The organism is Variovorax sp. V35 (assembly GCF_041154465.1).
GTDB lineage: Bacteria > Pseudomonadota > Gammaproteobacteria > Burkholderiales > Burkholderiaceae_C > Variovorax > Variovorax boronicumulans.
This window is the reverse complement of record NZ_AP028666.1, coordinates 2691120-2713891: the sequence shown is the minus strand read 5'-3', so window position 1 is coordinate 2713891 and position 22772 is coordinate 2691120. Positions and strand designations below refer to the sequence as shown.

Annotated in this window: 25 protein-coding genes; 10 read left to right on the top strand and 15 right to left on the bottom strand. The window is 65.9% G+C overall.

All coding sequences use genetic code 11. The features are described 5' to 3' along the window. The first annotated feature begins 95 nt into the window (after positions 1–95). The 8 genes from ACAM42_RS12545 (at position 96) to ACAM42_RS12510 (ending at position 5828) form a co-directional block, all read left to right on the top strand. Positions 96–479 (top strand): Mth938-like domain-containing protein, encoded by a 384-nt coding sequence (locus ACAM42_RS12545; RefSeq protein WP_062472996.1) that lies wholly within the window; start codon positions 96–98, stop codon positions 477–479. Positions 480–623: 144 nt separating this feature from the next. Next, entirely contained in the window at positions 624–1100 is a 477-nt protein-coding gene (locus ACAM42_RS12540) for a peroxiredoxin (RefSeq protein WP_062472998.1), read from the top strand. A gap of 217 nt (positions 1101–1317) precedes the next feature. After that, positions 1318–3123, top strand: a complete 1806-nt coding sequence (locus ACAM42_RS12535; RefSeq protein WP_369632188.1) for a PhoH family protein — start codon at positions 1318–1320, stop codon at positions 3121–3123. A 156-nt stretch (positions 3124–3279) separates the two neighbouring features. Beyond that, a complete protein-coding gene (locus ACAM42_RS12530) occupies positions 3280–3654 on the top strand; it encodes a VOC family protein (protein WP_062473002.1) in 375 nt (124 codons plus the stop codon). A 6-nt stretch (positions 3655–3660) separates the two neighbouring features. Next, positions 3661–4110, top strand: a complete 450-nt coding sequence (locus ACAM42_RS12525) for an EVE domain-containing protein (protein WP_070059600.1) — start codon at positions 3661–3663, stop codon at positions 4108–4110. A 43-nt stretch (positions 4111–4153) separates the two neighbouring features. Continuing rightward, entirely contained in the window at positions 4154–4603 is a 450-nt protein-coding gene (locus tag ACAM42_RS12520) for a GyrI-like domain-containing protein (RefSeq protein ID WP_139706139.1), read from the top strand. Beyond that, complete coding sequence (locus tag ACAM42_RS12515; RefSeq protein WP_095744698.1) at positions 4600–5079, top strand: MGMT family protein; 480 nt, start codon at positions 4600–4602, stop codon at positions 5077–5079. Before ACAM42_RS12520 ends, ACAM42_RS12515 begins: the two co-directional genes overlap by 4 nt. Continuing rightward, positions 5079–5828 (top strand): YafY family protein, encoded by a 750-nt coding sequence (locus ACAM42_RS12510; RefSeq protein WP_070059603.1) that lies wholly within the window; start codon positions 5079–5081, stop codon positions 5826–5828. Before ACAM42_RS12515 ends, ACAM42_RS12510 begins: the two co-directional genes overlap by 1 nt. A 15-nt stretch (positions 5829–5843) precedes the next feature. Here ACAM42_RS12510 and dnaB read toward each other — a convergent pair whose 3' ends face one another. From dnaB to ppsA, 7 genes are all read right to left on the bottom strand, one after another. Then, positions 5844–7250: a replicative DNA helicase gene (gene dnaB, locus ACAM42_RS12505; RefSeq protein WP_062473012.1), complete on the bottom strand. Its 1407-nt coding sequence runs from the start codon at positions 7248–7250 to the stop codon at positions 5844–5846. A 172-nt stretch (positions 7251–7422) separates the two neighbouring features. Then, positions 7423–7875 carry a 50S ribosomal protein L9 gene (rplI, locus tag ACAM42_RS12500; protein ID WP_056583114.1) on the bottom strand — a complete coding sequence of 151 codons (453 nt, stop codon included), beginning with the start codon at positions 7873–7875 and terminating at the stop codon, positions 7423–7425. Positions 7876–7890: 15 nt separating this feature from the next. Beyond that, positions 7891–8172, bottom strand: a complete 282-nt coding sequence (gene rpsR / locus ACAM42_RS12495) for a 30S ribosomal protein S18 (RefSeq protein ID WP_007830781.1) — start codon at positions 8170–8172, stop codon at positions 7891–7893. Positions 8173–8193: 21 nt separating this feature from the next. After that, complete coding sequence (gene priB, locus ACAM42_RS12490) at positions 8194–8508, bottom strand: primosomal replication protein N (protein ID WP_062473014.1); 315 nt, start codon at positions 8506–8508, stop codon at positions 8194–8196. Positions 8509–8512: 4 nt separating this feature from the next. Continuing rightward, on the bottom strand, positions 8513–8887 hold the full coding sequence (gene rpsF / locus ACAM42_RS12485; protein ID WP_062473016.1) for a 30S ribosomal protein S6: 375 nt from the start codon (positions 8885–8887) through the stop codon (positions 8513–8515). Positions 8888–9003: 116 nt separating this feature from the next. After that, complete coding sequence (locus ACAM42_RS12480) at positions 9004–9462, bottom strand: hypothetical protein (RefSeq protein WP_369632187.1); 459 nt, start codon at positions 9460–9462, stop codon at positions 9004–9006. 212 nt (positions 9463–9674) lie between these two features. Beyond that, positions 9675–12071 (bottom strand): phosphoenolpyruvate synthase, encoded by a 2397-nt coding sequence (ppsA, locus tag ACAM42_RS12475; RefSeq protein WP_062473021.1) that lies wholly within the window; start codon positions 12069–12071, stop codon positions 9675–9677. 193 nt (positions 12072–12264) lie between these two features. On the opposite strand from ppsA, the gene ACAM42_RS12470 reads away from it, so the two are divergent. After that, the gene (locus ACAM42_RS12470) at positions 12265–13086 is read left to right on the top strand and encodes a pyruvate, water dikinase regulatory protein (protein ID WP_062473023.1); all 822 of its coding nucleotides are present in this window, start codon (positions 12265–12267) and stop codon (positions 13084–13086) included. Between the two features lie 41 nt (positions 13087–13127). Here ACAM42_RS12470 and ACAM42_RS12465 read toward each other — a convergent pair whose 3' ends face one another. The 8 genes from ACAM42_RS12465 to ahpC all read right to left on the bottom strand — a co-directional run bounded on the left by ACAM42_RS12465 (position 13128) and on the right by ahpC (position 22006). Then, on the bottom strand, positions 13128–13928 hold the full coding sequence (locus ACAM42_RS12465; protein WP_369632186.1) for a heme ABC transporter ATP-binding protein: 801 nt from the start codon (positions 13926–13928) through the stop codon (positions 13128–13130). Continuing rightward, positions 13925–14962, bottom strand: a complete 1038-nt coding sequence (locus tag ACAM42_RS12460; protein ID WP_369632185.1) for a FecCD family ABC transporter permease — start codon at positions 14960–14962, stop codon at positions 13925–13927. The genes ACAM42_RS12465 and ACAM42_RS12460 overlap by 4 nt, the downstream gene beginning before the upstream one ends. Next, positions 14959–15867, bottom strand: a complete 909-nt coding sequence (locus ACAM42_RS12455; protein ID WP_369632184.1) for a hemin ABC transporter substrate-binding protein — start codon at positions 15865–15867, stop codon at positions 14959–14961. Before ACAM42_RS12455 ends, ACAM42_RS12460 begins: the two co-directional genes overlap by 4 nt. A 31-nt stretch (positions 15868–15898) precedes the next feature. Then, on the bottom strand, positions 15899–16285 hold the full coding sequence (locus tag ACAM42_RS12450) for a VOC family protein (RefSeq protein ID WP_369632183.1): 387 nt from the start codon (positions 16283–16285) through the stop codon (positions 15899–15901). Then, positions 16282–17367 carry a hemin-degrading factor gene (locus tag ACAM42_RS12445; protein ID WP_369632182.1) on the bottom strand — a complete coding sequence of 362 codons (1086 nt, stop codon included), beginning with the start codon at positions 17365–17367 and terminating at the stop codon, positions 16282–16284. Before ACAM42_RS12445 ends, ACAM42_RS12450 begins: the two co-directional genes overlap by 4 nt. 37 nt (positions 17368–17404) lie before the next feature. Continuing rightward, the gene (locus ACAM42_RS12440; protein ID WP_369632181.1) at positions 17405–19621 is read right to left on the bottom strand and encodes a TonB-dependent hemoglobin/transferrin/lactoferrin family receptor; all 2217 of its coding nucleotides are present in this window, start codon (positions 19619–19621) and stop codon (positions 17405–17407) included. Between the two features lie 176 nt (positions 19622–19797). Then, the gene (ahpF, locus tag ACAM42_RS12435) at positions 19798–21354 is read right to left on the bottom strand and encodes an alkyl hydroperoxide reductase subunit F (RefSeq protein ID WP_095950792.1); all 1557 of its coding nucleotides are present in this window, start codon (positions 21352–21354) and stop codon (positions 19798–19800) included. A gap of 88 nt (positions 21355–21442) precedes the next feature. Then, a complete protein-coding gene (ahpC, locus tag ACAM42_RS12430; protein WP_062473036.1) occupies positions 21443–22006 on the bottom strand; it encodes an alkyl hydroperoxide reductase subunit C in 564 nt (187 codons plus the stop codon). A 259-nt stretch (positions 22007–22265) separates the two neighbouring features. Between ahpC and bfr the strand changes: the two genes are divergently transcribed. Further along, on the top strand, positions 22266–22742 hold the full coding sequence (gene bfr, locus ACAM42_RS12425; RefSeq protein ID WP_062473038.1) for a bacterioferritin: 477 nt from the start codon (positions 22266–22268) through the stop codon (positions 22740–22742). Positions 22743–22772 lie beyond the last annotated feature (30 nt).

The following is a 22772-nucleotide window of genomic DNA, read 5'->3' as shown; positions in this document are numbered from 1 at the left end:
CCCTCCCGGGCGGGTTTACTCGAAGGTCAAAGGCCCCTGCGGGCCTCGTGTCACTAGGGAAAACCTATAATTTGACCACAGTTCCCAGTGCCCCGATGAAGCTCCAGCCCGACAAATCCGACGTCCAGACCCTCACCGCACACGGCCCCGGCTGGGTCGCGATCAACAACGAAAAGGTGGAGGGCAGCGTGGTCGTGGGTTCGCGTGGCGAACGCTTTGCCTGGGATTGCACGCGTTTCGACCAGCTGGGCCCCGAACAATTCGCGCAATTGGCCTCGTTGGGCGCCGAATTGGTCATTTTCGGCAGCGGCAACCGCATCCGATTTCCCCAGCCGGCCTGGCTGCAACCCCTGATGGCGCAACGCACCGGCGTGGAGACCATGGACACCCCGGCAGCCTGCCGCACCTACAACATCCTGGCCGGCGAAGGCCGGCACGTCATCGCCGCCCTGCTCGTCGAGAGCCCGGCGGGTGGCTGAGAGGGGGGTTTTCGAGGTAAAATACCGGGTTGCGAACCGGCCAGCTACCCCAAGTTAGCAACGACCAATCCTCCGTTCATCGAGCAAGCCCGAAAAAGGCTGAGAGGGCTCGGAGAACGGAATCTAACGGAGAAAACAAGTTTCATGGCGATCGTTGTCAACAAACCCATTCCTGAATTCGACGCCAACGCCACGGGCGGCATCAAGGTTTCGAACACCTCGCACCTCGGCCACGTCATGGTCATGTATTTTTACCCGAAAGATAACACTCCGGGTTGCACGACCGAAGCGATGCAGTTCCGCGACCACTACAAAGACTTCGAAAAAGCCGGTGCCACGGTCTTCGGCGTCTCGCGCGACAACATGAAGTCGCACGACGAATTCAAGGCCAAGCTCGAACTCCCCTTCGAACTGATTGCCGACACCGAAGAAAAAATGTGCCACATGTTCGGCGTGGTCAAGAACAAGATCATGTACGGCAAGAAGGTCAAGGGCATCGAGCGCAGCACCTTCCTGATCGGCGCCGACGGCATCCTGAAGGCCGAATGGCGCGGGCTCAAGGTTCCGGGCCATGTCGAAGACGTGCTCAAGGCCGTCAAGGCACTCAAGAAGGCCGCCTGATCGCGCCGCAAGGCACCGGGCGTGCGCTTTTGCATCAAGTCGTGGGAATTGCCCCACGCGGTGTGCAAGGAGCCTCTGGTGCGTCTTTTGCGGTGTGCATAATGGCCTCATGCCGTTGAGCTCCACGACCGCATCCTCCGAACGAAGCCGCCTGGGTCTACAGGCGGCTTTTTCGTTTTCCGGCCCTCCTCTTTCTTCCTTGCGAGCGACCTGACCCATGCCATTGCCTCCCGCCCCCACGAAACGCGCCGCATTGCTCTCGCCGGACGCGATCGACGCACCCGCCCGTCCCTCGCACAGAAACTCGCGCCGTTCCGGCGATTCGCGCGACGACGCCCCCGCCAAGAGCGGACCGCAGCCGCTGGAGCTGTTCGACAACCTCGGCACGGAAGGCGGCGGCGGCGATGCGCCTGTCGCCCGCCCGGCACGCCGCGCGAAAACCAAGGCTGCACCCGCCCCGGCGCCCACGTCGGTACCGGTGAGCGCACCGCAGCAGCAGCAACCCGCGATGGTGCAGGTCGAGACGCGCGTACCCACGCCCGCCCCGGCCGCCGCCACGCCCGTCGCGGCACCTCAGCAGGCCCCGGCACGCCCCAAGCGCAAGTCCACGGGCCCCGCCAAGCTGTTCGTGCTCGACACGAACGTGCTGCTGCACGACCCGATGTGCCTGTTCCGCTTCGAGGAGCACGACATCTTCCTGCCGATGATCGTGCTGGAAGAGCTCGACGGCCACAAGAAGGGCACGACCGAAGTCGCGCGCAACGGCCGCCAGACCAGCCGCACGCTCGATGCGCTGGCCGCCGCGCAGGACGCCGACATCGACAAGGGCCTGAAGCTGGACACCACCGGCCACCGCGAAGCCGGCGGGCGCCTCTTCTTCCAGACCGCCCCGCTCGACTACTCGCTGCCGATCAGCCTGCCCCAGGGCAAGGCCGACAACCAGATCCTGGGCGTGGTGCACGCGCTGCGCGACGAGTACGCCAAGGACCGCCCGGGCAAGCCGAAGCAGGAAGTGGTGCTGGTGTCCAAGGACATCAACATGCGCGTCAAGGCGCGCGCCCTGGGCCTGGCCGCCGACGACTACCAGAACGACAAGACGCTGGAAGACGGCGACCTGCTCTACGCCGGTTCGCTCGCACTCCCGCCCGATTTCTGGACCCGCCAGAGCAAGACGGTCGAAAGCTGGCAAAGCGGCAGCAACACCTTCTACCGGATCAGCGGTCCGCTGGTGCCCAACCTGTACATCAACCAGTTCGTCTTCTTCGAGGCGCCCGGCGAACCGAGCATGTACGCGCGCGTCACCGAAATCCGCGACAAGACCGCGGTGCTCAAGACGCTCAAGGACTACAGCTCGGGCAAGAACGCGGTGTGGGGCGTGAACACGCGCAACCGCGAGCAGAACTTCGCGATGAACCTGCTGATGGACCCCGAGATCGACTTCGTCACGCTGACCGGCACCGCCGGCACCGGCAAGACACTCATGGCACTGGCCTCCGGCCTCACGCAGGTGCTCGACGACCGCCGCTACACCGAGATCATCATGACCCGCGCCACCGTGAGCGTCGGTGAAGACATCGGCTTCCTGCCCGGCACCGAGGAAGAAAAGATGGGCCCCTGGATGGGCGCACTCGACGACAACCTCGAATTCCTGGCCAAGGGCGACGGCGGCGGTGCCGGCGAGTGGGGCCGCGCGGCCACCAACGAGCTGATCCGCAGCCGCATCAAGGTCAAGAGCATGAACTTCATGCGCGGACGGACCTTCCTGAACAAGTACGTGATCATCGACGAGGCGCAGAACCTCACGCCCAAGCAGATGAAGACGCTGATCACCCGTGCCGGCCCCGGCACGAAGATCATCTGCATGGGCAACCTCGCGCAGATCGACACGCCCTACCTCACCGAAGGCTCGTCGGGCCTCACCTTCGCGGTCGACAAGTTCAAGGGCTGGCCGCACGGCGGGCACATCACACTGGCGCGCGGCGAACGCTCGCGCCTGGCCGACTTCGCAAGCGACGTGCTGTAAATCCATCGGCACCGACCGACCCAAGCCCGCGCATGCTCCCGGAGCATCGCGGGCTTTTTTTTCGCCCGCCATGACAGGCTACTGACAAGACGTTGTCAGGAGGCGGCTCGCACCATCCAGGCTCCTTCCAACGCAACGAACGAAAGAGAGCTCTTCATGACCACCCATGCCATCACCTGGTTCGAGATTCCGGTCGCCAACCTGGACCGCGCCCAGGCCTTCTACGAAACCGTGCTCGCGCGCAAGCTGCGCCGCGAAGACTTCGGCGGCAACCCGCTGGCCGTGTTTCCCTACGATGACCCCGCCACCGGCGGCGCGCTGAAGCCCGGCGCCAACACCAGTGCGCAGGCGGGCAGCGGCATCCGCGTGTACCTCGACTGCATGCCCAGCATCGATGCCGTGCTCTCGCGCGTCGAAGCGGCCGGCGGGCAGATCGTGGCCCCCAAGTCGGCGCTGCCGCCGGGCATGGGCTTCATCGCCCACCTGCGCGACACCGAAGGCAACGAAGTCGGCCTGCACGCCCCCGCCTGAGACACCATGGCACAACGCAACTGGATTGCGGTCGCCAGTGCCGAGCACGCCCGGCGCGGCCGGGACCACCGGCCGCTCGGGTTCATGCAGGTGGGCCACGGCAAGCTCGCGCCGCTCAAGCGCGTGGCGGCGGGCGATCGCGTGGCCTACTACGCGCCGGCCACGGTGTTCGGCGGCACGGACAAGCTGCAAAGCTTCGTGGCGCTGGGCATCGTGCAGCCGGGCGATCCGTATGAGTTCGACATGGGCAACGGCTTCGTCCCGTGGCGTCGCGACGTGGCCTACGTCGCCGCGCACGAGGCGCCCATCGCCCCGCTGATCGAACGCCTCGCCTTCATCGAAACCCCGAAGCAATGGGGCTACAAGTTCCGCTTCGGCCTGTTCGACATCACCGACATCGACATGAAACTGATCGCGCAGACGATGAAGGCCGAACCGAAGGCGCTCCTGTTTTGAGCGCTTTCGCCCTCCTCATCCGCCACTTCCGGAGAAAAAACGCATGGACCCCATCCGCCAACACCACGACGCCTTCCGCGTCTGCGGCCTCACGGTACGCACCACCAACCGCGAAGAGATCGACCCCGCCACCGCACGCATCGGCGCGCTGTGGAACCGCTTCTTCGGCGAACAGACCTACGAGTCGACGCCGCACCGCACCAGCGACACGCGCATCTTCAGCGTCTACTCCGCCTACGAATCGGACGCGCACGGCGCCTTCGACATGACGGCTGGCGTCGCCGTCTCGGATGGCGCCAACAGCGTCGCCATCGAAGCCGGCGACTACCTCGTGTTCACCGGTCGCGGCGAGATGCCGCAGATGGTGATCGCCACCTGGCAGCGCATCTGGCAGTATTTCGAGGCGCACCCGGAAATCGTTCGCCGCTACCGCAGCGATTTCGAAGCCTACGAGGGGCCGGACGCAGTGGCGATCCACATCGGAGTCTCATGAGCACACGCAAGGGCTGGCGCGACAGGCTGGCCGGCTACCCGAACCTGCCGAACGTGAAGGCCATTCCCCCGGCCATGCGCGCGCGGCATGGCGAAGGCACCATCGCCACGCCCTCGCCCGCCGAAGTCGAGGAGGCCATGCGCGGCGTGCCCGAAGGCCGGCTCGCGACCGTGCTCGGCATCGGCGAAGACATCGCGGCGCGCCACCAGGCCACCATCGGCTGCACCGTGACCACGGCCATCTTCGCCCACATGGTGGCCCACGCCACCGAGGAAGCCATGACGACGGGCGCCGGTCGCACGCCAGGCACACCGTACTGGCGCACGCTCAAGATCGGCGGCGAGCTCAACCCGAAGTACCCGGGCGGCATCGAGGCCCAGATGTCGCGCCTCGAGGCCGAAGGCCACACAGTGGTCCAGCGCGGCAAGCGCTACTTTGTCGAGGACTTCGCCAGGAAGCTCGTCGGAACGCGTTGATGCGCCGCGCCGACCGCCTCTTCCAGCTTGTGCAGCTCATCCGCGGCCGCCGGCTCACCACGGCCGCCTTCCTGGCGCAACGCCTGGAGGTCTCGGAGCGCACGGTGTACCGCGACGTGGCCGACCTGCAGCACCAGGGCGTGCCGATCGAGGGCGAGGCCGGCGTCGGCTACCGCCTCGGCGCCGGCTTCGAGTTGCCACCGTTGATGTTCACGCAGGACGAGGCGTCGGCGCTCGTGGCCGCCGCACGCATGACCCAGAGCTGGGTCGATCCGGCGATGGCGCGCAACATCGAGACCGGCCTGGGCAAGATCCTGTCGGTGCTGCCACCGGCGGCGCGCGTGTCGGCCGAGGCACTGGCGTTGTATGCGCCCGCGCTCGGCCTCGACGACGCCCTGCGCACCCGGCTGCAGACGCTGCGCGAGGCCGTGCAGGCCCATCAGAAGCTGCGCCTGCACTACCGCGATGTCTCGGGCGACGCCAGCGAGCGCACGGTGCGGCCGCTGGGCTGCTTCTACTGGGGCAAGGTCTGGACGCTCTCGACGTGGTGCGAGCTGCGCAACGATTTCCGCGGCTTCCGGGTCGACCGCATGGAAGCCGTGGAGGTGCTCACCACGCGCTTCCAGGACGAACCGGGCAAGACACTGGCCGACCTGCTGCGGCAGGTGAAGGCCGAGGCACAGCGCCACAAGGTGTGGGAGCAGAAGCCGCCGGCCTCGACGTCCGAACCCGGCAGCGATGCCGGCTGACGAGCTGGCCTGCGGTCAGTACTCGTCGTTGTTGCTGTAGCCGACGAGGTTCTCGAACTTGGTGATCGGCTTCAGGAAGGCCAGCTTGACCGTGCCTGTGGGGCCGTTCCGGTGCTTGCTGATGATCACCTCGGCCACGCCCGGCTCCTTCGACTCCTTGTTGTAGTAGTCGTCGCGGTAGATGAACATGATGATGTCCGCGTCCTGCTCGATGGCGCCGGATTCGCGCAAGTCGCTCATCATGGGGCGCTTGTCGGTACGCGCTTCCACGCCGCGGCTGAGCTGCGACAGCGCGATCACCGGGCACTTCAGTTCCTTGGCCAGCATCTTCAGGCCGCGCGAGATTTCGCCCACGGCCGTAGCGCGGTTCTCGTCGCCCGAGCTGCTGGTGGACATGAGCTGCAGGTAGTCGACCACGATCAGGCCCAGGCGCCCGTACTGGCGCGCCAGCCGGCGCGCGTTGGCGCGCAGTTCGCTGGACGAGAGGCCCGGCGTCTCGTCGATGTGCAGCGACACCGTGCGCAGCTTCTCGATGGCCTCGGTCAGGCGCGGCCACTCCTCGTCGCTGAGCTTGCCGGTGCGCAGGTGGCCCTGGTCGATGCGGCCGATGGAACCCACGATACGCACCGCCAGCTGGGCGGCGCCCATTTCCATCGAGAACACCGCCACCGGCAGCCCCTCTTCGAGCGCCACGTGCTCGGCGATGTTGATCGCCAGCGAGGTCTTGCCCATCGAGGGACGCGCGGCCAGCACGATCATGTCGCCCGGCTGCAGGCCCGAGGTCATCTTGTCGAAGTCGTTGAAGCCCGTGCGCACGCCCGTGATGTCGTTCGGGTTCTCGGCCATCTCGGTCACGCGGTCGAGCAGTTCGACCACCAGGGAATCCATGCTCTGGAAGCCCTGCTTCATCCGCGTGCCTTCTTCGCCGATGTTGAAGATCTTCTGCTCGGCTTCGTCCAGGATCTTGTCGACCGGCTTGCCCTGCGGATTGAAGGCGTTGGTAGCGATCTCGTCGGCGGCGGTCACGAGCTTGCGCAGGATGGAGCGCTCGCGCACGATCTCGGCGTAGCGCCGGATGTTGCTCGCACTCGGCACGTACTGCGCAAGCGAGTTCAGGTAGACCAGTCCGCCGATGTCGTCGGCCTTGCCCAGGTTCTGCAGCTGCTCGAAGACCGTGATCACGTCGGCCGGCTTGCTGGCATTGATCAGCCCGCCGATGGCCGCGTAGATCAGCTTGTGCTCATGGCGGTAGAAGTCGCCGTCGACCAGCAGGTCGCCCATGCGGTCCCAGGCGCCGTTGTCCAGCAGCAAGCCCCCCAGCACGCTGGATTCGGCCTCGATCGAGTGAGGCGGAATGCGCAATTGCGCGATCTGGCGGTCGGCCGACGAATCATTGTCGGCATAGGAGAAAACGGCGGACATGGACTTCCCTTGCAACCCTGCATGCTAAGCCGCGCAGGGCACGGCGTGTGTGGACAAGGTTGTTAATAAACAGTGAACTTCCGGTGCGGCGAGGTGGACAACTCGCGCGCAGAAAAGAAAAAGCCGCCCGAAGGCGGCTTTCTTGCGTCAGCGCACCGGGCGCTGCGAACGATCAGGCGGTTTCGCCGTAGACCGTGACGGTGATCTCGACGACCACGTCGGTGTGCAGCGAGACGCTCACTGTGTTGTCGCCAACGACCTTGATCGGGCCGTTGGGCAGACGCACTTGCGACTTGGCAACCTTGTAGCCCTGCTTGTTCAGCTCTTCGGCGATGTCGCCGTTGGTGACCGAACCGAACAGACGGCCGTCCACGCCAGCCTTTTGGGTCAGCTTGACGGTCGAGCCGGCGAGCTTCTCGCCCTGGGCTTGCGACTCGGCCAGCTTGGCGGCCGCAGCCTTTTCGAGTTCGACGCGCTTGGCTTCGAATTCGGCCTTGTTGGCAGCGGTGGCGCGACGGGCGCGGCCCGAGGGGATCAGGAAGTTGCGTGCGTAGCCGTCCTTGACCTTGACGATGTCGCCCAGGCCGCCGACGTTCAGAACCTTGTCCAGAAGAATGATTTGCATGGTGTGTGCTCCTTCTTAGACGCGGTGCTGGTCGCTGTACGGCACCATGGCCAGGAAGCGCGCGCGCTTGATGGCGGTGTTCAGCTGACGCTGGTAGATCGCGCGCGTGCCGGTCAGGCGTGCGGGGATGATCTTGCCGTTTTCGCTGATGAAGTCACGCAGCGTGTCGATGTCCTTGTAGTCGATTTCTTCGACGCCAGCGACGGTGAAACGGCAGAAGCGCTTGCGCTTGAACAGCAGCGACTGGGTGTTGCGCTTCGGGCGCTTGTCTTTGTTGAATTTCTTGAACGTGGCCATTGGGGGACCTCTTGTCGAAAATTAATCTTGCTGAAAATCCTGGATGTGCAGGACCGGATGCTTGCCGTTGCCCGGTGTCGCGAGAAACCCCTGGAATCGCCAGAGACTTCCCATCGACTGCGCTGCGAGCCGCTCGGCGATGGCGCCGAACGCAACGGCCTTGAGGGCCGTCTTCACCTGCCGGGGCTTTCCCGCCTCCTGGAGCGTCGACTCATGGTCGAGCTTCAGATCGAGGGCGGGCAGGCCGGCTGGCGTGTATCGCAGGGTTCCGAGTTCGGCGACAGAGGCGGTCAGCAGAAGCTGGTTGACCCCGGTCGCCGCAGCGGCAGCCGTCACGCCATCAGTTGTTGTTGGCGGCGTATTCGGCCTGCTGGGCCTTGCGGGCCTCTTCGCGCTCGACCGTCTTCATCATCGACGAAGGACCGGTGTCGGCCTTCTTCTTCTGAACGGTCAGGTGACGCAGCACGGCATCGTTGAACTTGAACGCGTGTTCCAGTTCACCCATCACGGCTTGTTCAGCTTCGATGTTGACGCACAGGTAGTGGGCCTTGTTGAGCTTGTTGATCTGGTAGGCCAGCTGACGGCGGCCCCAGTCTTCAACGCGGTGGACCTTGCCACCGCCGGCCGTGATCAGGCCCTTGTAACGCTCCAGCATGGCCGGAACTTGTTCGCTCTGATCCGGGTGGATGAGCAAGATGATTTCGTAGTGACGCATGGCACTCCTTGTGGATTCTTCCGTGGAAGAGGAAAAGCCACCCGCAGCGTCGGGCGCGGTATGGCAAGGCAAAGCCGGCGATTATAGCCCTGTGTTCCGCAATCCGGCAAGGCACCTCAGTCGTTGAGGGCCTTGTCGAGGGCGGCGGCCTTCTCCGGGCCCACGGCGGCGCGGATCTTGGGTGCCAGTGCCAGGAGGTCTTCGTAGCTGGTCGTGCCTTCGACCTGGAGGTTGAGTCGGAAGCCCATCAGGCCCAGGCCGCCGGTCAGTTGGGTGGCGATGGGGTACGCGTCCTTGTAGCGCTGCTGCCGGCTGCGGCCGGAAGGTGCAGCAGGCGCCGGGGCTGCCGAAACTGCGGGCGCCGCGGCTGGCGGCTGGCCGGCCAGAGGCGCCAGCAGGCCCAGCGCGACCATCTGATCGACCTCCTCGCGCCCGATGCCCAGGCCCGAGGCCAGCACGTCGTCGATCGAGCGCTTGCCGTCGAACTGGATGAAGGCCGAGCGCTGGCGCGGCGTCAACGGCACCGAGCGGTCCTTGAGGACCTGCTGTCCGGCTTCCGTCTTGACAAGAATCATGGGGGTCTCCGGCGAAGTGCTGACACAGGCCCTGACGGGCCGCATCACCTCAGGCAGGCAGCCGGATTGCGCCGCCTGCGAATGTCACGAGTTTGACACCGGAAACGCACTTTGTTTCATTTGCACGGGCAGGCACGGGGGAATCCCCCATGGGGATTTCCGCCATTCGCCGTGCTGCGTCACGCGGCGGTGCATGCCCGCCGCGCGCTGACTCAGCCTCTTTGGGCCAGTTGCTGCCAGGTGTCGATCACGCTGTCCGGGTTCAGCGAGATCGATTCGATGCCCTGCTCCGCCAACCACAGCGCGAAGTCGGGGTGGTCGCTGGGGCCCTGTCCGCAGATGCCGACGTACTTGCCTTCGGCCTTGCAGGCCTTGATGACGCGGCTCAGCAACGCCTTGATGGCCGGGTCGCGTTCGTCGAAGTCAGCCGCCAGCAGCTCGAGGCCGGAGTCGCGGTCCAGGCCCAGCGTGAGCTGGGTCAGGTCGTTCGAACCGATCGAGAAACCGTCGAAGAACTTCAGGAACTCTTCCGGCAACACGGCATTGCTCGGCACTTCGCACATCATGATCAGCTTGAGCGCGTTCTCGCCGCGCTTGAGGCCATGCTCGCCCAGCAGCGTGGTCACGCGCTCGGCCTGGCCCAGGGTGCGCACGAAGGGCACCATGATCTGCACGTTGGTCAGGCCCATGTCGTTGCGCACGCGCTTGAGCGCCTCGCACTCCATGGCAAAGGCTTCGCCGAAGTCGGCGCTCAGGTAGCGCGCCGCGCCGCGGAAACCCAGCATCGGGTTTTCTTCTTCGGGCTCGTAGCGGCTGCCGCCGATCAGCTTGCGGTACTCGTTCGACTTGAAGTCCGACAGGCGCACGATGACGGGCTTGGGCCAGAACGCGGCGGCGATGGTCGCGACGCCCTCGGTCACCTTGTCGACGTAGAACGCGCGCGGCGAGGCATGGCCGCGGGCCACCGATTCGACAGCCTTCTTCAGGTCGTTGTCGACGTTCGGGTAGTCGAGGATCGCCTTCGGGTGCACGCCGATGTTGTTGTTGATGATGAACTCCAGGCGCGCCAGGCCCACGCCGTGGTTCGGCAGCTGCGCGAAGTCGAAGGCGAGCTGGGGGTTGCCCACGTTCATCATGATCTTCAGATCGATCTCGGGCATCACGCCGCGCTGCACTTCGGTCACTTCGGTCTCGAGCAGGCCGTCGTAGATGAAGCCGGTGTCGCCCTCGGCGCAGCTCACGGTGACGAGCGTGCCGTCCTTGAGCAGGTCGGTGGCGTCGCCGCAGCCGACCACGGCCGGAATGCCGAGTTCGCGCGCGATGATGGCCGCGTGGCAGGTGCGACCGCCGCGGTTGGTGACGATGGCGGCGGCGCGCTTCATCACCGGTTCCCAGTTGGGGTCGGTCATGTCGGTGACGAGCACGTCGCCGGCCTGCACCTGGTCCATCTCGCTGATGTTGTGCACGATGCGCACGGCACCCGTGCCGATCTTCTGGCCGATGGCACGGCCTTCGGCCAGCACGGCGCCCTTGCCCAGCAGCTTGTAGCGCTGCTCGGCCTTGCCCTGCTGCTGGCTCTTCACCGTTTCGGGACGCGCCTGCAGGATGTAGAGGTGGCCGTCGGTGCCGTCCTTGCCCCACTCGATGTCCATCGGGCGGCCGTAGTGCTCTTCGATCACCAGCGCATAACGGGCCAGTTGCTCGACATCGGCGTCGCTCAGCGAGTAGCGGTTGCGCTGCTCGGCCTTGACGTCGGTGGTCTTGACCAGCTTGCCGCTCGCCTTCTTCTCTTCGGGCGTGGCGAACTCCATCTGGATCAGCTTGGAGCCGAGGTTGCGGCGGATCACGGCCTTCTTGCCGGCCTTGAGGGTCGGCTTGTGCACGTAGAACTCGTCGGGATTCACCGAGCCCTGCACCACCGTCTCGCCCAGGCCGTAGCTCGAGGTGATGAACACCACCTGGTCGAAGCCCGACTCGGTGTCGATGGTGAACATCACGCCGGCAGCGCCGAGGTCGGAGCGCACCATGCGCTGCACGCCGGCCGACAGCGCGACCACGTCGTGCTCGAAGCCCTTGTGCACGCGGTAGCTGATGGCACGGTCGTTGTACAGGGAGGCGAACACCTCCTTCATCTTGTGCAGCACGTCGTCGATGCCGACCACGTTCAGGAAGGTTTCCTGCTGACCGGCGAACGAGGCGTCGGGCAGGTCTTCGGCGGTGGCCGAGGAACGCACGGCGAACGAGGCGGCGGGGTTGCCGGCGCTCAGCGTGGCAAAGGCCTCGCCGATGGCTTTCTGCAGGTCGGCCGGGAATGGCTGGGCCTCGACCATGGCGCGGATTTCAGCGCCGGCCGCGGCCAGGGCGCGCACGTCTTCGGTGTCCAGCGCGGCAAGGCGCTTGCTGATCTTGTCGGCCAGGCCGTCGTGCGCCAGGAACTGGCGGAACGCGTGGGCCGTGGTCGCAAAACCAGTCGGCACGCGCACGCCCTGTGGCAGCTGCGAGATCATTTCGCCGAGGCTGGCGTTCTTGCCGCCAACCGACTCGACGTCGGTCATCCTCAGGTTTTCAAATGGCACGACCAGTGCGGTCGCCTCGAAAAGTGCAGACATGGGGAAGCTCCAGAAGTTGAAACCGGCGCTGCATGCAGACGGCGCAGCACGATCGTTGTCGTTGCTTTGGGTGCGGTCGCGGTGTGCATGGAAAGAATTCGAGGGGGTGGGGAAAGCGGATTCCCGATAATGGCCCGGATTGTAGGCGTGGCAGGTCGCGCGCGCCGCAGGACTCCGCCGCAAAAGCAACACCATGCATACACGCACCGTTTTCTTCGTCTCCGACGGCACCGGCATCACCGCCGAAACCTTCGGCAACGCCGTTCTGGCCCAGTTCGAGATGAAGCCGCGCCACGTGCGGCTGCCGTTCACCGACACGGTCGACAAGGCGCACCAGGCGGTGCGGCAGATCAACCACACGGCCGAAGTCGAGGGCGTTCGGCCCATCGTCTTCACCACGCTGGCCAACATGGACGTGCTGGGCGTGATCGAAACCGGCTGCAAGGGCATGCTGCTGGACATGTTCGGCACCTTCGTGCGGCCGCTGGAAATCGAGCTGGCCATGAAGTCGAACCACCGCATCGGCCGCTTCAGCGACGTCAGCAAGAGCAAGGCCTACAACGACCGCATCGCGGCCATCGACTTCAGCCTGCAGCACGACGACGGCCAGAGCCACCGCGACCTGGAAGGCGCCGACGTGATCCTGGTCGGCGTGAGCCGCAGCGGCAAGACGCCCACCTCGCTCTACCTGGCGATGCAGCACGGCCTGAAGGCGGCCAATTACCCGCTGATTCCCGAAGACTTCGACCGCCGCCAGCTCCCGCCGGCGCTGAGCCCGCACCGCAAGAAGATCTTCGGCCTGACGATCCAGCCCGAGCGGCTGAGCGAGATCCGCAACGAACGCCGGCCCAACTCGCGCTACGCCAGCCTGGAGAACTGCCGCCACGAAATCAGCGAGGCCGAGGCCATGATGCGGCGCGCCGGCATCCGCTGGCTCTCGACGACCACCAAGTCGATCGAGGAAATCGCCACCACGATCCTGCAGGAGCTGCGGCCGGAGCGGTTGGTCTACTGATCCGCTATCTTTTCAGTAGCAAACACCGCCCACCCGACGGACTATCCGAACAGATACTGCGTGACGCCGTCCGCGCCGGTCACCGGCTGGCAGGGCATGCGCCAGACGGCCTCGATCAGCGCGGGCCGCAGCACGTCGGCGGTCGCCCCCTGGCGCAGGCCGCCGGGCGCCCCCAGCACCACGACCTCATCGGCGTAGCGCCGCGCCAGATTCAGGTCGTGCAGCACGGCCACCACGCCCACGCCCCGCGCCGCCCAGGCGCGCAGCAGGCGCATCGCCGAATGCTGGTGCGCGAGGTCGAGCGCGGCGGTCGGCTCGTCGAGCAGCAGCCAGCGGCTCGCGCCGTCGGGGCGCGGATGCCAGAGCTGGGCCAGCGCCCGCGCCAGATGAACCCGCGCCTTCTCGCCGCCCGACAGCGTGTTGAGAATCCGCGGCGCCAGCGCCGTGACGTCGGTCAGGGCCATCGCCTCGGCCATGATCGCGTCCTCGTCGCGGGTCGGCGCGCGGCGGTGCGGGTAGCGGCCGAGCGCGACGATGTCCTGCGCCGTGAAGTCGAAGGCGACCGCGCTTTCCTGCGGCATCAGGGCCCGGCGCAATGCCAGCGTGGGCATGCCGTGGTCTGACAGTGGCCGGCCGTCGAGCATCGCCCTGCCCTGCGTCGGCTCGCGCTGGCCGGCCAGCACCGACAGCAGCGTCGACTTGCCCGCGCCGTTCGGGCCGAGGATCGCGGTCACGCGGCCCGGCGCCAGTTCGACCGACGCATTCGCCAGCAAGGTCTTCGCGCCGATGCGCACCTCGACGCCGGCGCACGCCAGCGCCCCATGTCCCGTCGCCGTCGTCATATGCGCCCCCTGAAATGCCGCAGCATCAAGAGGAACATCGGCACGCCGATGAAGGCCGTGAGCACGCCCAGCGGCAGTTCGGCCGGCGCCATCACCGTGCGCGCCACCGTGTCGGCCGCGAGCACCAGTGCCGCGCCCAGCAGCGCCGAGGCCGGCAGCACGATGCGGTGGTCGGGCCCGGCCACCATGCGCACCCAATGCGGCGCGATCAGGCCGATGAAACCGATGATCCCGGTCGTGGCCGTCACCGCACCCACCGCCACCGCCGTGATGACCACGGCGCGCCGCTTGGTGCGTTCCACGTCCACACCCAGCAGCGCCGCCTGCGCCTCGCCGAGCGCGATGGCGTTCAGGGGCGAAGCGAGCGACGCCGCGGCCCAGCATGAGAGCAACACCGCCACGCCCACCAGGATGACCGCGCTCCAGCGCGCGCCGCCCAGGCTGCCCAGCAGCCAGAACTGCAGGCTGCGCAGTTGCTCGTCGGTCGCCATCACGCTCAGCAGGCCGAGGCCGGCACCGGCCAGCGCATTGATCGCAATGCCCGCCAGCAGCATCAGCGCCATGCGCGTGCCGCCTTCGCTGCGCGACAGACCGTAGATCAGCAAGGTCACGACGAAGCCACCGCCGAAAGCCATGAGCACCAGCGTCCAGCTGCCGAGCGTGCGCGGCAGCATCGGCCAGAACGAGGCGCCCAGCACGATGGTCACGCCGGCCGCCAGCGCCGCGCCGCTGCTGATGCCGATCAGCCCCGGGTCGGCCAGCGGATTGCGGAACAGCCCCTGCATCAGCGTGCCCGCCATGCCGAGCCCCGCACCCGCCGCCACGCCGAGAACCAGGCGCGGCAAACGGATGTTGAGGAACACGAGGTGCTCGGGCGATTGGCTGCTTGCGCCCTGCCCCAGTGAGGTCAACACATTCCAGAGCTGCGAAAGACTGATGGCGTAGGCACCCGACACGGCCCCCACCGCGAAGGCTGCGACGAGCAGCACCGCGCTGCCGCAAAGCACGGCACGCGCCCCGAAGCGCTGACTCATGCCAGCGCGGCCCGGAACTTGTCGTGCAACTCGCCGATGGCGGCCGGCAGGCGCGGGCCGAAGCCCAGCAGCAGCAAGGCGTCCTGCGTGATGAGCGCGCGCTTCTTATAAGCCGGCGTCAGCGCCAGTTCGGGCCGCTCCCAGAACTTGTCGACGCCGCCGTGCGCCTCGATGCTCTGCGTGCTCGTGAGGATGATGTCGGGCGCCGCACTGGCCATGGCCTCGGCCGTCATCGGCCGATAGCCGTTGAAACCGCTCAGTGCATTCACGCCACCCGCGAAGCCGATCACCGCATGCGCCGCGGTCTTCTCGCCGGACACCTGCGGGCTCGCACTGTGCGACAGAACGAACAGCACCTTCGGCTTGCGGCCCTTCACGCCGCCGATGCGCTGCAGCACCTGCGCCCACTCGGCATCGAGCCGGGCCTGCAGTTCGCGCGCCTGCGCCTCCTTGGCAGCGGCGCGGCCCACGGCCTGCACCTTGCGCTGCACCTCGCCCCAGCTGTGGTCAGCCTCGATGATCTCGACCTTCACGCCGGCCGTGCGGATCTGGTCGAGCACGACGGTCGGGCCCGACTCGTTGGTCGCGATGATCGCGTCGGGCTTCAGGGACAGCAGCCCTTCGGCCGACAGCTGGCGCATGTAGCCCACTTTCGGCGTGGCGCGCGCGGCAGCGGGAAACAGGCTGGTCGTGTCCGTGCCGACCAGCTGGCCTTCGGCGCCGAGCGCATAGACCACCTCGGTGATCGCACCGCTGACCGTGACCAGCCGCGGCAGGCGCTTGCTGTCCTGTGCGAACGCGGGCCATGCGCCCGCACCGAGTGCTGCGGCGGAAAGCAGGCGCAGCGCATCACGACGACGCGGCACGGAAGAAGAAAGAAAAGAGGAATCGCGTGGTTCAGTCATGGGGTCACGGACAGCGAAAGAAGGATGCGCGTCAGCCGCGCCGGGGAATGTTGTGTGCGATGCGCCAGAGCACGCCGGTCGGGTCGGTCAATGTGAAATCGACCATGCCCCACGGGCGTTCGGCGGGTGGCGTGGCCTGCACGGCATAGCGTTCGGTCAGCCGCTGCGCCTGCACGCGGTCCCACCAGGCCAGTGCGTCGTCGACCAGCAGATGCATCATGAAGTTCTCTGCATGGGTCTGGACGTAGAAGTCCTGCAGCAGGAAGCTGCTCTCGCCACAGAAGAAGTAAGCAATGCCATCCTCGTTCGAGGCCAGCGTGAAGCCCAGATCCTGATAGAAGGCCACGGACAGCGCGAAGTCCTTCGCCGGCACGAAGGCTTTGATCTCGACCACGCCCGGAACGGCCTCGGTACTCATCGCGCTTGCACCTCAGAAGTGACCAGGCGCGAGAGCTTGGCCACGATCTGGCGCCACTCGGCGCGCTCGGGCACGCCGGGCTTGCGCGCACCGAAGAACATCGCCATCAGCTCGCCCTCGCCATCGAAGGCTTCCACCGAGGTCACGATGCCGTCGCTGGTCGGCTTCTGGACGATCCACACGCTCGCGATGCGGTCTTCGCGCAGGTGCAGGTTGAAGCCGGGGTCGAGCACGTTGAGCCACTGCATGCCATGCATCTCCATCGGCTCGATGCGCACGACCGGCCCGGAATGGATCTGGATGCAGCCGGGGCTGCCGACGAACACCATGATCGGCGTGCCGTCGAACGAAGCCTCGAGCAGCAGCTCGCGCACCGCGCCGGTCTCGGCCCGCTGCGTGAACTCGCCCTCGGTGAGGCGAAAGCTCTGCTGGCGCTCGACGTCGAACTTGTTGAGCAGCCCGAAGAACTCGTGCGTGTCCTGCATGCCGCGCCAGGCCTCAGCCAGTGCGACCGCATCGATGGCAGCGTCGTCGCGCGGCGCCGCCTTCTTCTCGACGGGCACGAACTGCACCGGTGCATCGGATGTGGCGGTGTAGCTGTCGATGACCGACTGGAGCGCATCGCGGTCGGTCGCGTCGCGCACGAAGATCTTGTGCACCGCCACGCCCTGCGGGTTGAAGAACTGCAGGCTCAGCGACGGCGGCACGCCGGCATTCGCCGCCGCCTCGCTGACCGCGAACCCCGCGTGCCAGCGGCTGAAGAACAGGCGCAGGTCGATGACCTCGCCCAGCGCGAGCCCCATCGCGTCGCTGCCGGACACCTTCTCGTAGACGCCGGTCTTCTCGTGCACCGTGGTCTCGTTGCGCGTGAGCGCCAGCACGGGGCCGCACAGCTCCAGCGCCTGCAGCAGCTCGACCCACGGGCCCTTCAGCCGTGTGGCGCGCAGCGCCTTGTCGTGCGGGCCCGTGTGCGCCGCAATGGCAGCGCCTTCGCTCAGGCCCATGGCTGCGGCCGCGTCCTTGTGGCGCATGCCCTTGGCGCGCAGTTCGGCGAAACGGGTGCGGATGTCTTCGGCTTTCATCGGGTGTCCTTTGTTTGGAGAGAAGTGGCGGTGCGCGTCAGAAGTCCGCCACGAGCGAGACGTTGAAGCTGCGGCCCGGCTGGGTGTAGGCGTCGCGGATGGCCGAGGTGGTCGTCACGCCGCGCACATCGCTCCACATCCAGTAGCGCTTGTTGGTGAGGTTGGTCACCGACGCGTTCAGGCGCAGGTCCTTGCGGATGCGCCATTGCGCGCTGATGTCCAGCGTGGTGGCCGCCGGCGTGCGGAACTGCAGGCCCGTGGTCACTTCGCTGCGATCGACGTCTTCCCACTCCTTGGCGCCATGATGGACCGCATCGAGGCGCACGCTCCAGGACGGCGCCTGGTACTTGAGTCCGGCGCTGAACTTCTGCGGATCGATCGAGTTGAGCGGCCGGTTGTTGGTGCGGTCGCGGCCCTGCGTGCGGCCGTAGGCGAAGGGCACGGAGAAACCGTTGCCGTTCTCGGTGAAGTCGAGCTCGCCCTTGATCTCGAAGCCGCTGATGCGCGCGCGCCCGACGTTGACGGTCTGGTAGATCAGCGGGTCGATGCGCGGAATGCCGCGCCCGCCCACGAGCTTGTCGTTCTCGATGAGGTCCTTGTAGTCGCCGGTGAAGGCGGCCACGTCGAAGCTCAGGACGCCGGTGCGCCCGCGCACGCCCAGCTCGATGTTCTGGCTCTTCTCGGGCTTGAGGTTCGGGTTCGGGATCGTCTTGTAGCCCGAGATCACGTTCTCGAAGAAGTTGTTCACCTGGAACGCGTTGGGCGCCTTGAAGCCCGAGGCGTAGTTGCCGTACACACTGAACTGCGGCGTGGCGCGGAACAGCACGCCCAGCTTGGGCGACACGGCCGAGCCCGACAGCGACACGGCCTGCGCGTTGAAGCCCGCCTGCTTCGCGTCGAGCGAGAAGCGGTCGAAGCGGATGCCGGGCGTGATGCTCCAGCGGTCGTGGATGAACTCGTCCTGGATGTAGAAGGCGCTCGAGGTTTCGCGCGTGTCGGGGAAGCGCTTGAGCGGGTAGCTCTCGCCGGCCGGCGGCACGAGGCCGGTCTGCAGGTTCTCGACGTTGGTGCGCGTGTAGTCCAGGCCGTAGGTGATCTTCTGGGCCCAGCTGCCCATGCGGATCGTCTTGTCGGCCTGCAGGCCGAACTGCCAGGTGTTCTCGTCGTAGGTGACGTCGCGCGTGCGGTCGGCCGCGGTGAAGCGGTCTTCGTGGATGTACTCGCGCGAGCCGGCCTTCTGGTAGCTCACGACGGCGAGCAGGTTGTCCGCCACCACGCTGTTCAAGCGCAGCCGGCCTTCGTAGGTCAGGCGGTCGCGGTCGAGGTCGGTCTTGGCATTGAGGCCGATCACCGAGGTGGACGTATACGGCGGCTTGGCCACGCCCGACAGCAGGTTGTAGCGGCTGCGCTTCTCGACGTGTTCGAAGGTGAAGGCGTGGCGCTGGTCGGCGTTGGGCGTGAGGATGGCCTTGGCCAGCAGCGAGCGGGTCTGGTCGCGCTGCGGGTTGGGCGTGGTGCGGTCGAGGTTGGGCACGTTGAGCGAGCCCCGGTTCTCGAGCTCGCTGGCGTGCCCGAGGTTGGCGGACACCAGCCACTCGAGCACGTCGTTCGCCTTGCCTGCCAGCGTGACGCCGCCGCGCACGCCGTTGTCTTCGCCGCTGTAGCCGATGTTCGCGCTGCCGCCGAAGGTCTTGCCCTCGCGCAGGAAGGACGAGGGCTCGCGGGTGATGAAGTTGACCAGCCCGGCCAGGCCGTCCGAGCCGTAGAGCGCCGAGGCCGGGCCCTTGATGATCTCGATGCGCTCGACGAGGCTGATGTCGAAGTAGTCGCGTCCGAACGCATTGGCGCTGAACACGTAGCTGCGCGGCGTGCGGATGCCGTCGGTCAGCAGCAGCACGCGGTTGCCGTCCAGGCCGCGGATGTTGAAGCCCGCATTGCTGTCGCGGCCGGTATTGCCCTGCGCCAACCCGAAGCGCGCAGGCGAACGCTTGACCGACACGTTGGGCAGGTCGCGCACGGCATCGCGGATGTCGTGGATCTGCTTGCTCTCGATGTCCTGGCGGTTGATGACCTCGATGCTCAGCGGCAGGTCGTCCCTGGCCTGCTCGGAGCGCGATCCGCTCACCACCACTTCGCCGAGCGCCGCGAGTTGCTGGGACCACGCGGGCGCGGCGGCCATGCCGAAGGCGGAGGCGATCAGCCAGGGCAGCAGCGCGGGTCGATGGGAAGACGGTCGAGGGAAATGAGCGGCCACGAAAAAGGTCCAGGAAACAGTTGATGAACTGCTTGCTGGACCTCGAGGCGCAGAGAGAACACTGCGCGCGTGCGACCTGGCTGGCAATGAGGGGCAATCGGCAGTGATTGCCCGCTCATTTATTGTATGAGAATAATTCTCAATTGAACGATATCAATGCTTGCCAAAGGCCTACTTTACGCAGGGGCCGTCGTACGGATCAGGTGGTCGAACGCACCGAGCGCCGCCTTCGCGCCGTCGCCGGCCGCGATGATGATCTGCTTGAACGGCACCGTGGTCACGTCGCCCGCCGCGAACACGCCGGGCACCGAGGTCTGGCCGCGCGCGTCGACGACGATCTCGCCGTGCTTCGTGAGTTCGACCGTGCCCTTGAGCCAGTCGGTGTTGGGCACGAGGCCGATCTGGATGAACACGCCTTCGAGCTCGACCTTCTTCAGTTCGCCCGATGCGCGATCCTTGTAGACCAGCCCGTTGACCTTCTGGTCGCCGGTGATCTCGGTGGTTTGCGCGTTGGTGAAGATGTCGACGTTCTTCAGACTCTTGAGCTTGCGCTGCAGCACGGCATCGGCGCGCAGTTGCGTGTCGAACTCGATCAGCGTGACGTGGCCGACGATGCCGGCCAGGTCGATGGCGGCTTCGACGCCCGAGTTGCCGCCGCCGATCACCGCCACGCGCTTGCCCTTGAACAGCGGGCCATCGCAGTGCGGGCAGTAGGCCACGCCCTTGTTCTTGAACTCGTGCTCGCCGGGCACGTTGATGTTGCGCCAGCGGGCACCGGTCGAGATGATGACGGTCTTGCTCTTGAGCGACGCGCCGCTTTCGAGCTGCACCTCGATCAGGTCCTTGCCCGGCACCAGTGCCTTGGCGCGCTGCAGGTTCATGATGTCGACGTCGTAGTCGCGCACATGCTCTTCGAGGGCGTGGGCGAACTTCGGTCCTTCGGTTTCCTTGATCGAGATGAAGTTCTCGATGCCCAGCGTGTCGAGCACCTGGCCGCCGAAGCGCTCCGAGGCGACGCCCGTGCGGATGCCCTTGCGCGCGGCGTACACGGCAGCAGCGGCACCGGCGGGGCCACCGCCGACGATCAGCACGTCGAAGGCGTCCTTGGCGGCGATCTTGGCGGCTTCGCGTTCGACGCCGCTGGTGTCGATCTTGGCCAGAATTTCTTCCAGGCTCATGCGGCCCTGGCCGAACTCGGTGCCGTTCAGGAACACGGTCGGCACGGCCATGATCTGGCGTTCCTTCACTTCGTCCTGGAAGGTGCCACCCTCGATCATCGTGGTGCGGATGCGCGGGTTCTGGATGGCCATCAGGTTCAGCGCCTGGACCACGTCGGGGCAGTTGTGGCAGGTGAGCGAGACGTAGATCTCGAACTCGAAATCGCCGTCGAGCGCCTTGATCTGGTCGAGCACGGCCTGCTCGACCTTGGGGGGGTAGCCGCCGATCTGCAGCAGCGCAAGGATCAGCGACGTGAATTCATGGCCCATCGGCAGGCCGGCAAAGCGCGGGCCGTGGTTTTCGCTCGGGCGGTTGACCGAGAACGAGGGCTTGCGGTGGCTGTCGTCGCGGCTTTCGGTCAGCGTGACCAGCGGCGAGACTTCGGCCACGTCCTTCAGCAGCGACAGCATTTCGCCCGAAGCCTTGCTGTCGTCGAGCGAGGCAACGATCTCGATCGGCTGCGTGGCGCGCTCGAGATAACTCTTCAATTGGGCTTTGGTGCTGGCGTCAAGCATGAGGGACTCACTTTCGATATCTGAAAACTATCAACTGGGGACAAAAAAAGCCCGGGGCCTCGTGAGCGCCGGGCTTTGCGCGGGGCGCTTAGATCTTGCCGACGAGGTCGAACGACGGAGCGATGGTCTTGTCGCCGTCATTCCACTTGGCCGGGCAGACTTCGTTCGGGTGCTCGGCGGTGTAGACCGCTGCCTTGAGCTTGCGCAGGGTTTCCTTCACGTCGCGGGCGATTTCGTTGGAGTGCACTTCGGCGGTCTTGATGATGCCGTCGGGGTTGATCACGAAGGTGCCGCGCAGGGCCAGGCCTTCTTCGGGGATGTGCACGCCGAACGCGTTGGTCAGCGTGTGGGTCGGGTCGCCCACCAGGGGGAACTTGGCCTTGCCGACGGCCGGCGACGTGTCGTGCCAGACCTTGTGCGAGAAGTGCGTGTCGGTGGTCACGATGTAGACCTCGGCACCCAGCTTCTGGAACTCGGGGTAGTGGTCGGCCGCGTCTTCGACTTCGGTCGGGCAGTTGAAGGTGAAGGCCGCCGGCATGAAGATCAGCACAGACCACTTGCCCTTGAGCGTCTCGTCGGACACATCGATGAACTTGCCGTTGAGGTAGGCCTGGGTCTTGAAGGGTTGGACTGCGGTGTTGATCAGGGACATGTGATTCCTTGGATGCTGCGGTTGGAAAAATAAGCGTGAGCCATGAGTATAACTACCAATATATCGTTTTTGATAGATATCAACTATTGAAAGTATTGGAACCCGCTATGTTTGCCATCGCCTCGCGCATCGCCTTGCGTCAGGTCAATACGAACGTGTATCACCATCACACGCATGCAGACCGGCGCAGCATGGGTTTGCTTGCAAGTGCGTGTTCGCCCCTCCGACAATCACCGCTTTCAGAACAAGGAAAATAATCATGAAGGGCGACCCCAAAGTCATCGAACACCTGCAGGCGCAGCTCAAGAACGAGCTGACCGCGATCAACCAGTACTTCCTCCACTACCGCATGCTCAAGCACTGGGGCCTGGACAAGCTGGCGAAGAAGGAATACGAAGAATCCATCGGCGAGATGAAGCACGCCGACAAGCTCATGGACCGCATCTTCATGCTCGACGGCCTGCCGAACCTGCAGGACCTGGGCAAGCTGAACATCGGCGAAGACGTGCCCGAGCTGCTGCGTTGCGACCTCGGTGCCGAAACCGGCGCGCAAGCCACCATCAAGGACGGCATCGCGCATTGCGAATCGGTGCGCGACTATGTCTCGCGCGACCTGCTGCAAGAGATCCTGGACGACACCGAGGAGCACATCGACTTCCTCGAGACGCAGATCGACCTGATCGACCGCGTCGGCCTGCAGAACTACCTGCAGCTGCAGGTGGGCGAGCTCGAGTAAGCACAACGCAACGCTGCCACGACATTGCAA

Bases quoted from the DNA above. Each gene is read 5' to 3' on its own strand.
- ACAM42_RS12545 (WP_062472996.1), top strand. From the start codon at position 96: ATGAAGCTCCAGCCCGACAAATCCGACGTCCAGACCCTCACCGCACAC.
- ACAM42_RS12540 (WP_062472998.1), top strand. From the start codon at position 624: ATGGCGATCGTTGTCAACAAACCCATTCCTGAATTCGACGCCAACGCC.
- ACAM42_RS12535 (WP_369632188.1), top strand. From the start codon at position 1,318: ATGCCATTGCCTCCCGCCCCCACGAAACGCGCCGCATTGCTCTCGCCG.
- ACAM42_RS12530 (WP_062473002.1), top strand. From the start codon at position 3,280: ATGACCACCCATGCCATCACCTGGTTCGAGATTCCGGTCGCCAACCTG.
- ACAM42_RS12525 (WP_070059600.1), top strand. From the start codon at position 3,661: ATGGCACAACGCAACTGGATTGCGGTCGCCAGTGCCGAGCACGCCCGG.
- ACAM42_RS12520 (WP_139706139.1), top strand. From the start codon at position 4,154: ATGGACCCCATCCGCCAACACCACGACGCCTTCCGCGTCTGCGGCCTC.
- ACAM42_RS12515 (WP_095744698.1), top strand. From the start codon at position 4,600: ATGAGCACACGCAAGGGCTGGCGCGACAGGCTGGCCGGCTACCCGAAC.
- ACAM42_RS12510 (WP_070059603.1), top strand. From the start codon at position 5,079: ATGCGCCGCGCCGACCGCCTCTTCCAGCTTGTGCAGCTCATCCGCGGC.
- dnaB (WP_062473012.1), bottom strand. From the start codon at position 7,250: ATGTCCGCCGTTTTCTCCTATGCCGACAATGATTCGTCGGCCGACCGC.
- rplI (WP_056583114.1), bottom strand. From the start codon at position 7,875: ATGCAAATCATTCTTCTGGACAAGGTTCTGAACGTCGGCGGCCTGGGC.
- rpsR (WP_007830781.1), bottom strand. From the start codon at position 8,172: ATGGCCACGTTCAAGAAATTCAACAAAGACAAGCGCCCGAAGCGCAAC.
- rpsF (WP_062473016.1), bottom strand. From the start codon at position 8,887: ATGCGTCACTACGAAATCATCTTGCTCATCCACCCGGATCAGAGCGAA.
- ACAM42_RS12480 (WP_369632187.1), bottom strand. From the start codon at position 9,462: ATGATTCTTGTCAAGACGGAAGCCGGACAGCAGGTCCTCAAGGACCGC.
- ppsA (WP_062473021.1), bottom strand. From the start codon at position 12,071: ATGTCTGCACTTTTCGAGGCGACCGCACTGGTCGTGCCATTTGAAAAC.
- ACAM42_RS12470 (WP_062473023.1), top strand. From the start codon at position 12,265: ATGCATACACGCACCGTTTTCTTCGTCTCCGACGGCACCGGCATCACC.
- ACAM42_RS12465 (WP_369632186.1), bottom strand. From the start codon at position 13,928: ATGACGACGGCGACGGGACATGGGGCGCTGGCGTGCGCCGGCGTCGAG.
- ACAM42_RS12460 (WP_369632185.1), bottom strand. From the start codon at position 14,962: ATGAGTCAGCGCTTCGGGGCGCGTGCCGTGCTTTGCGGCAGCGCGGTG.
- ACAM42_RS12455 (WP_369632184.1), bottom strand. From the start codon at position 15,867: ATGACTGAACCACGCGATTCCTCTTTTCTTTCTTCTTCCGTGCCGCGT.
- ACAM42_RS12450 (WP_369632183.1), bottom strand. From the start codon at position 16,285: ATGAGTACCGAGGCCGTTCCGGGCGTGGTCGAGATCAAAGCCTTCGTG.
- ACAM42_RS12445 (WP_369632182.1), bottom strand. From the start codon at position 17,367: ATGAAAGCCGAAGACATCCGCACCCGTTTCGCCGAACTGCGCGCCAAG.
- ahpF (WP_095950792.1), bottom strand. From the start codon at position 21,354: ATGCTTGACGCCAGCACCAAAGCCCAATTGAAGAGTTATCTCGAGCGC.
- ahpC (WP_062473036.1), bottom strand. From the start codon at position 22,006: ATGTCCCTGATCAACACCGCAGTCCAACCCTTCAAGACCCAGGCCTAC.
- bfr (WP_062473038.1), top strand. From the start codon at position 22,266: ATGAAGGGCGACCCCAAAGTCATCGAACACCTGCAGGCGCAGCTCAAG.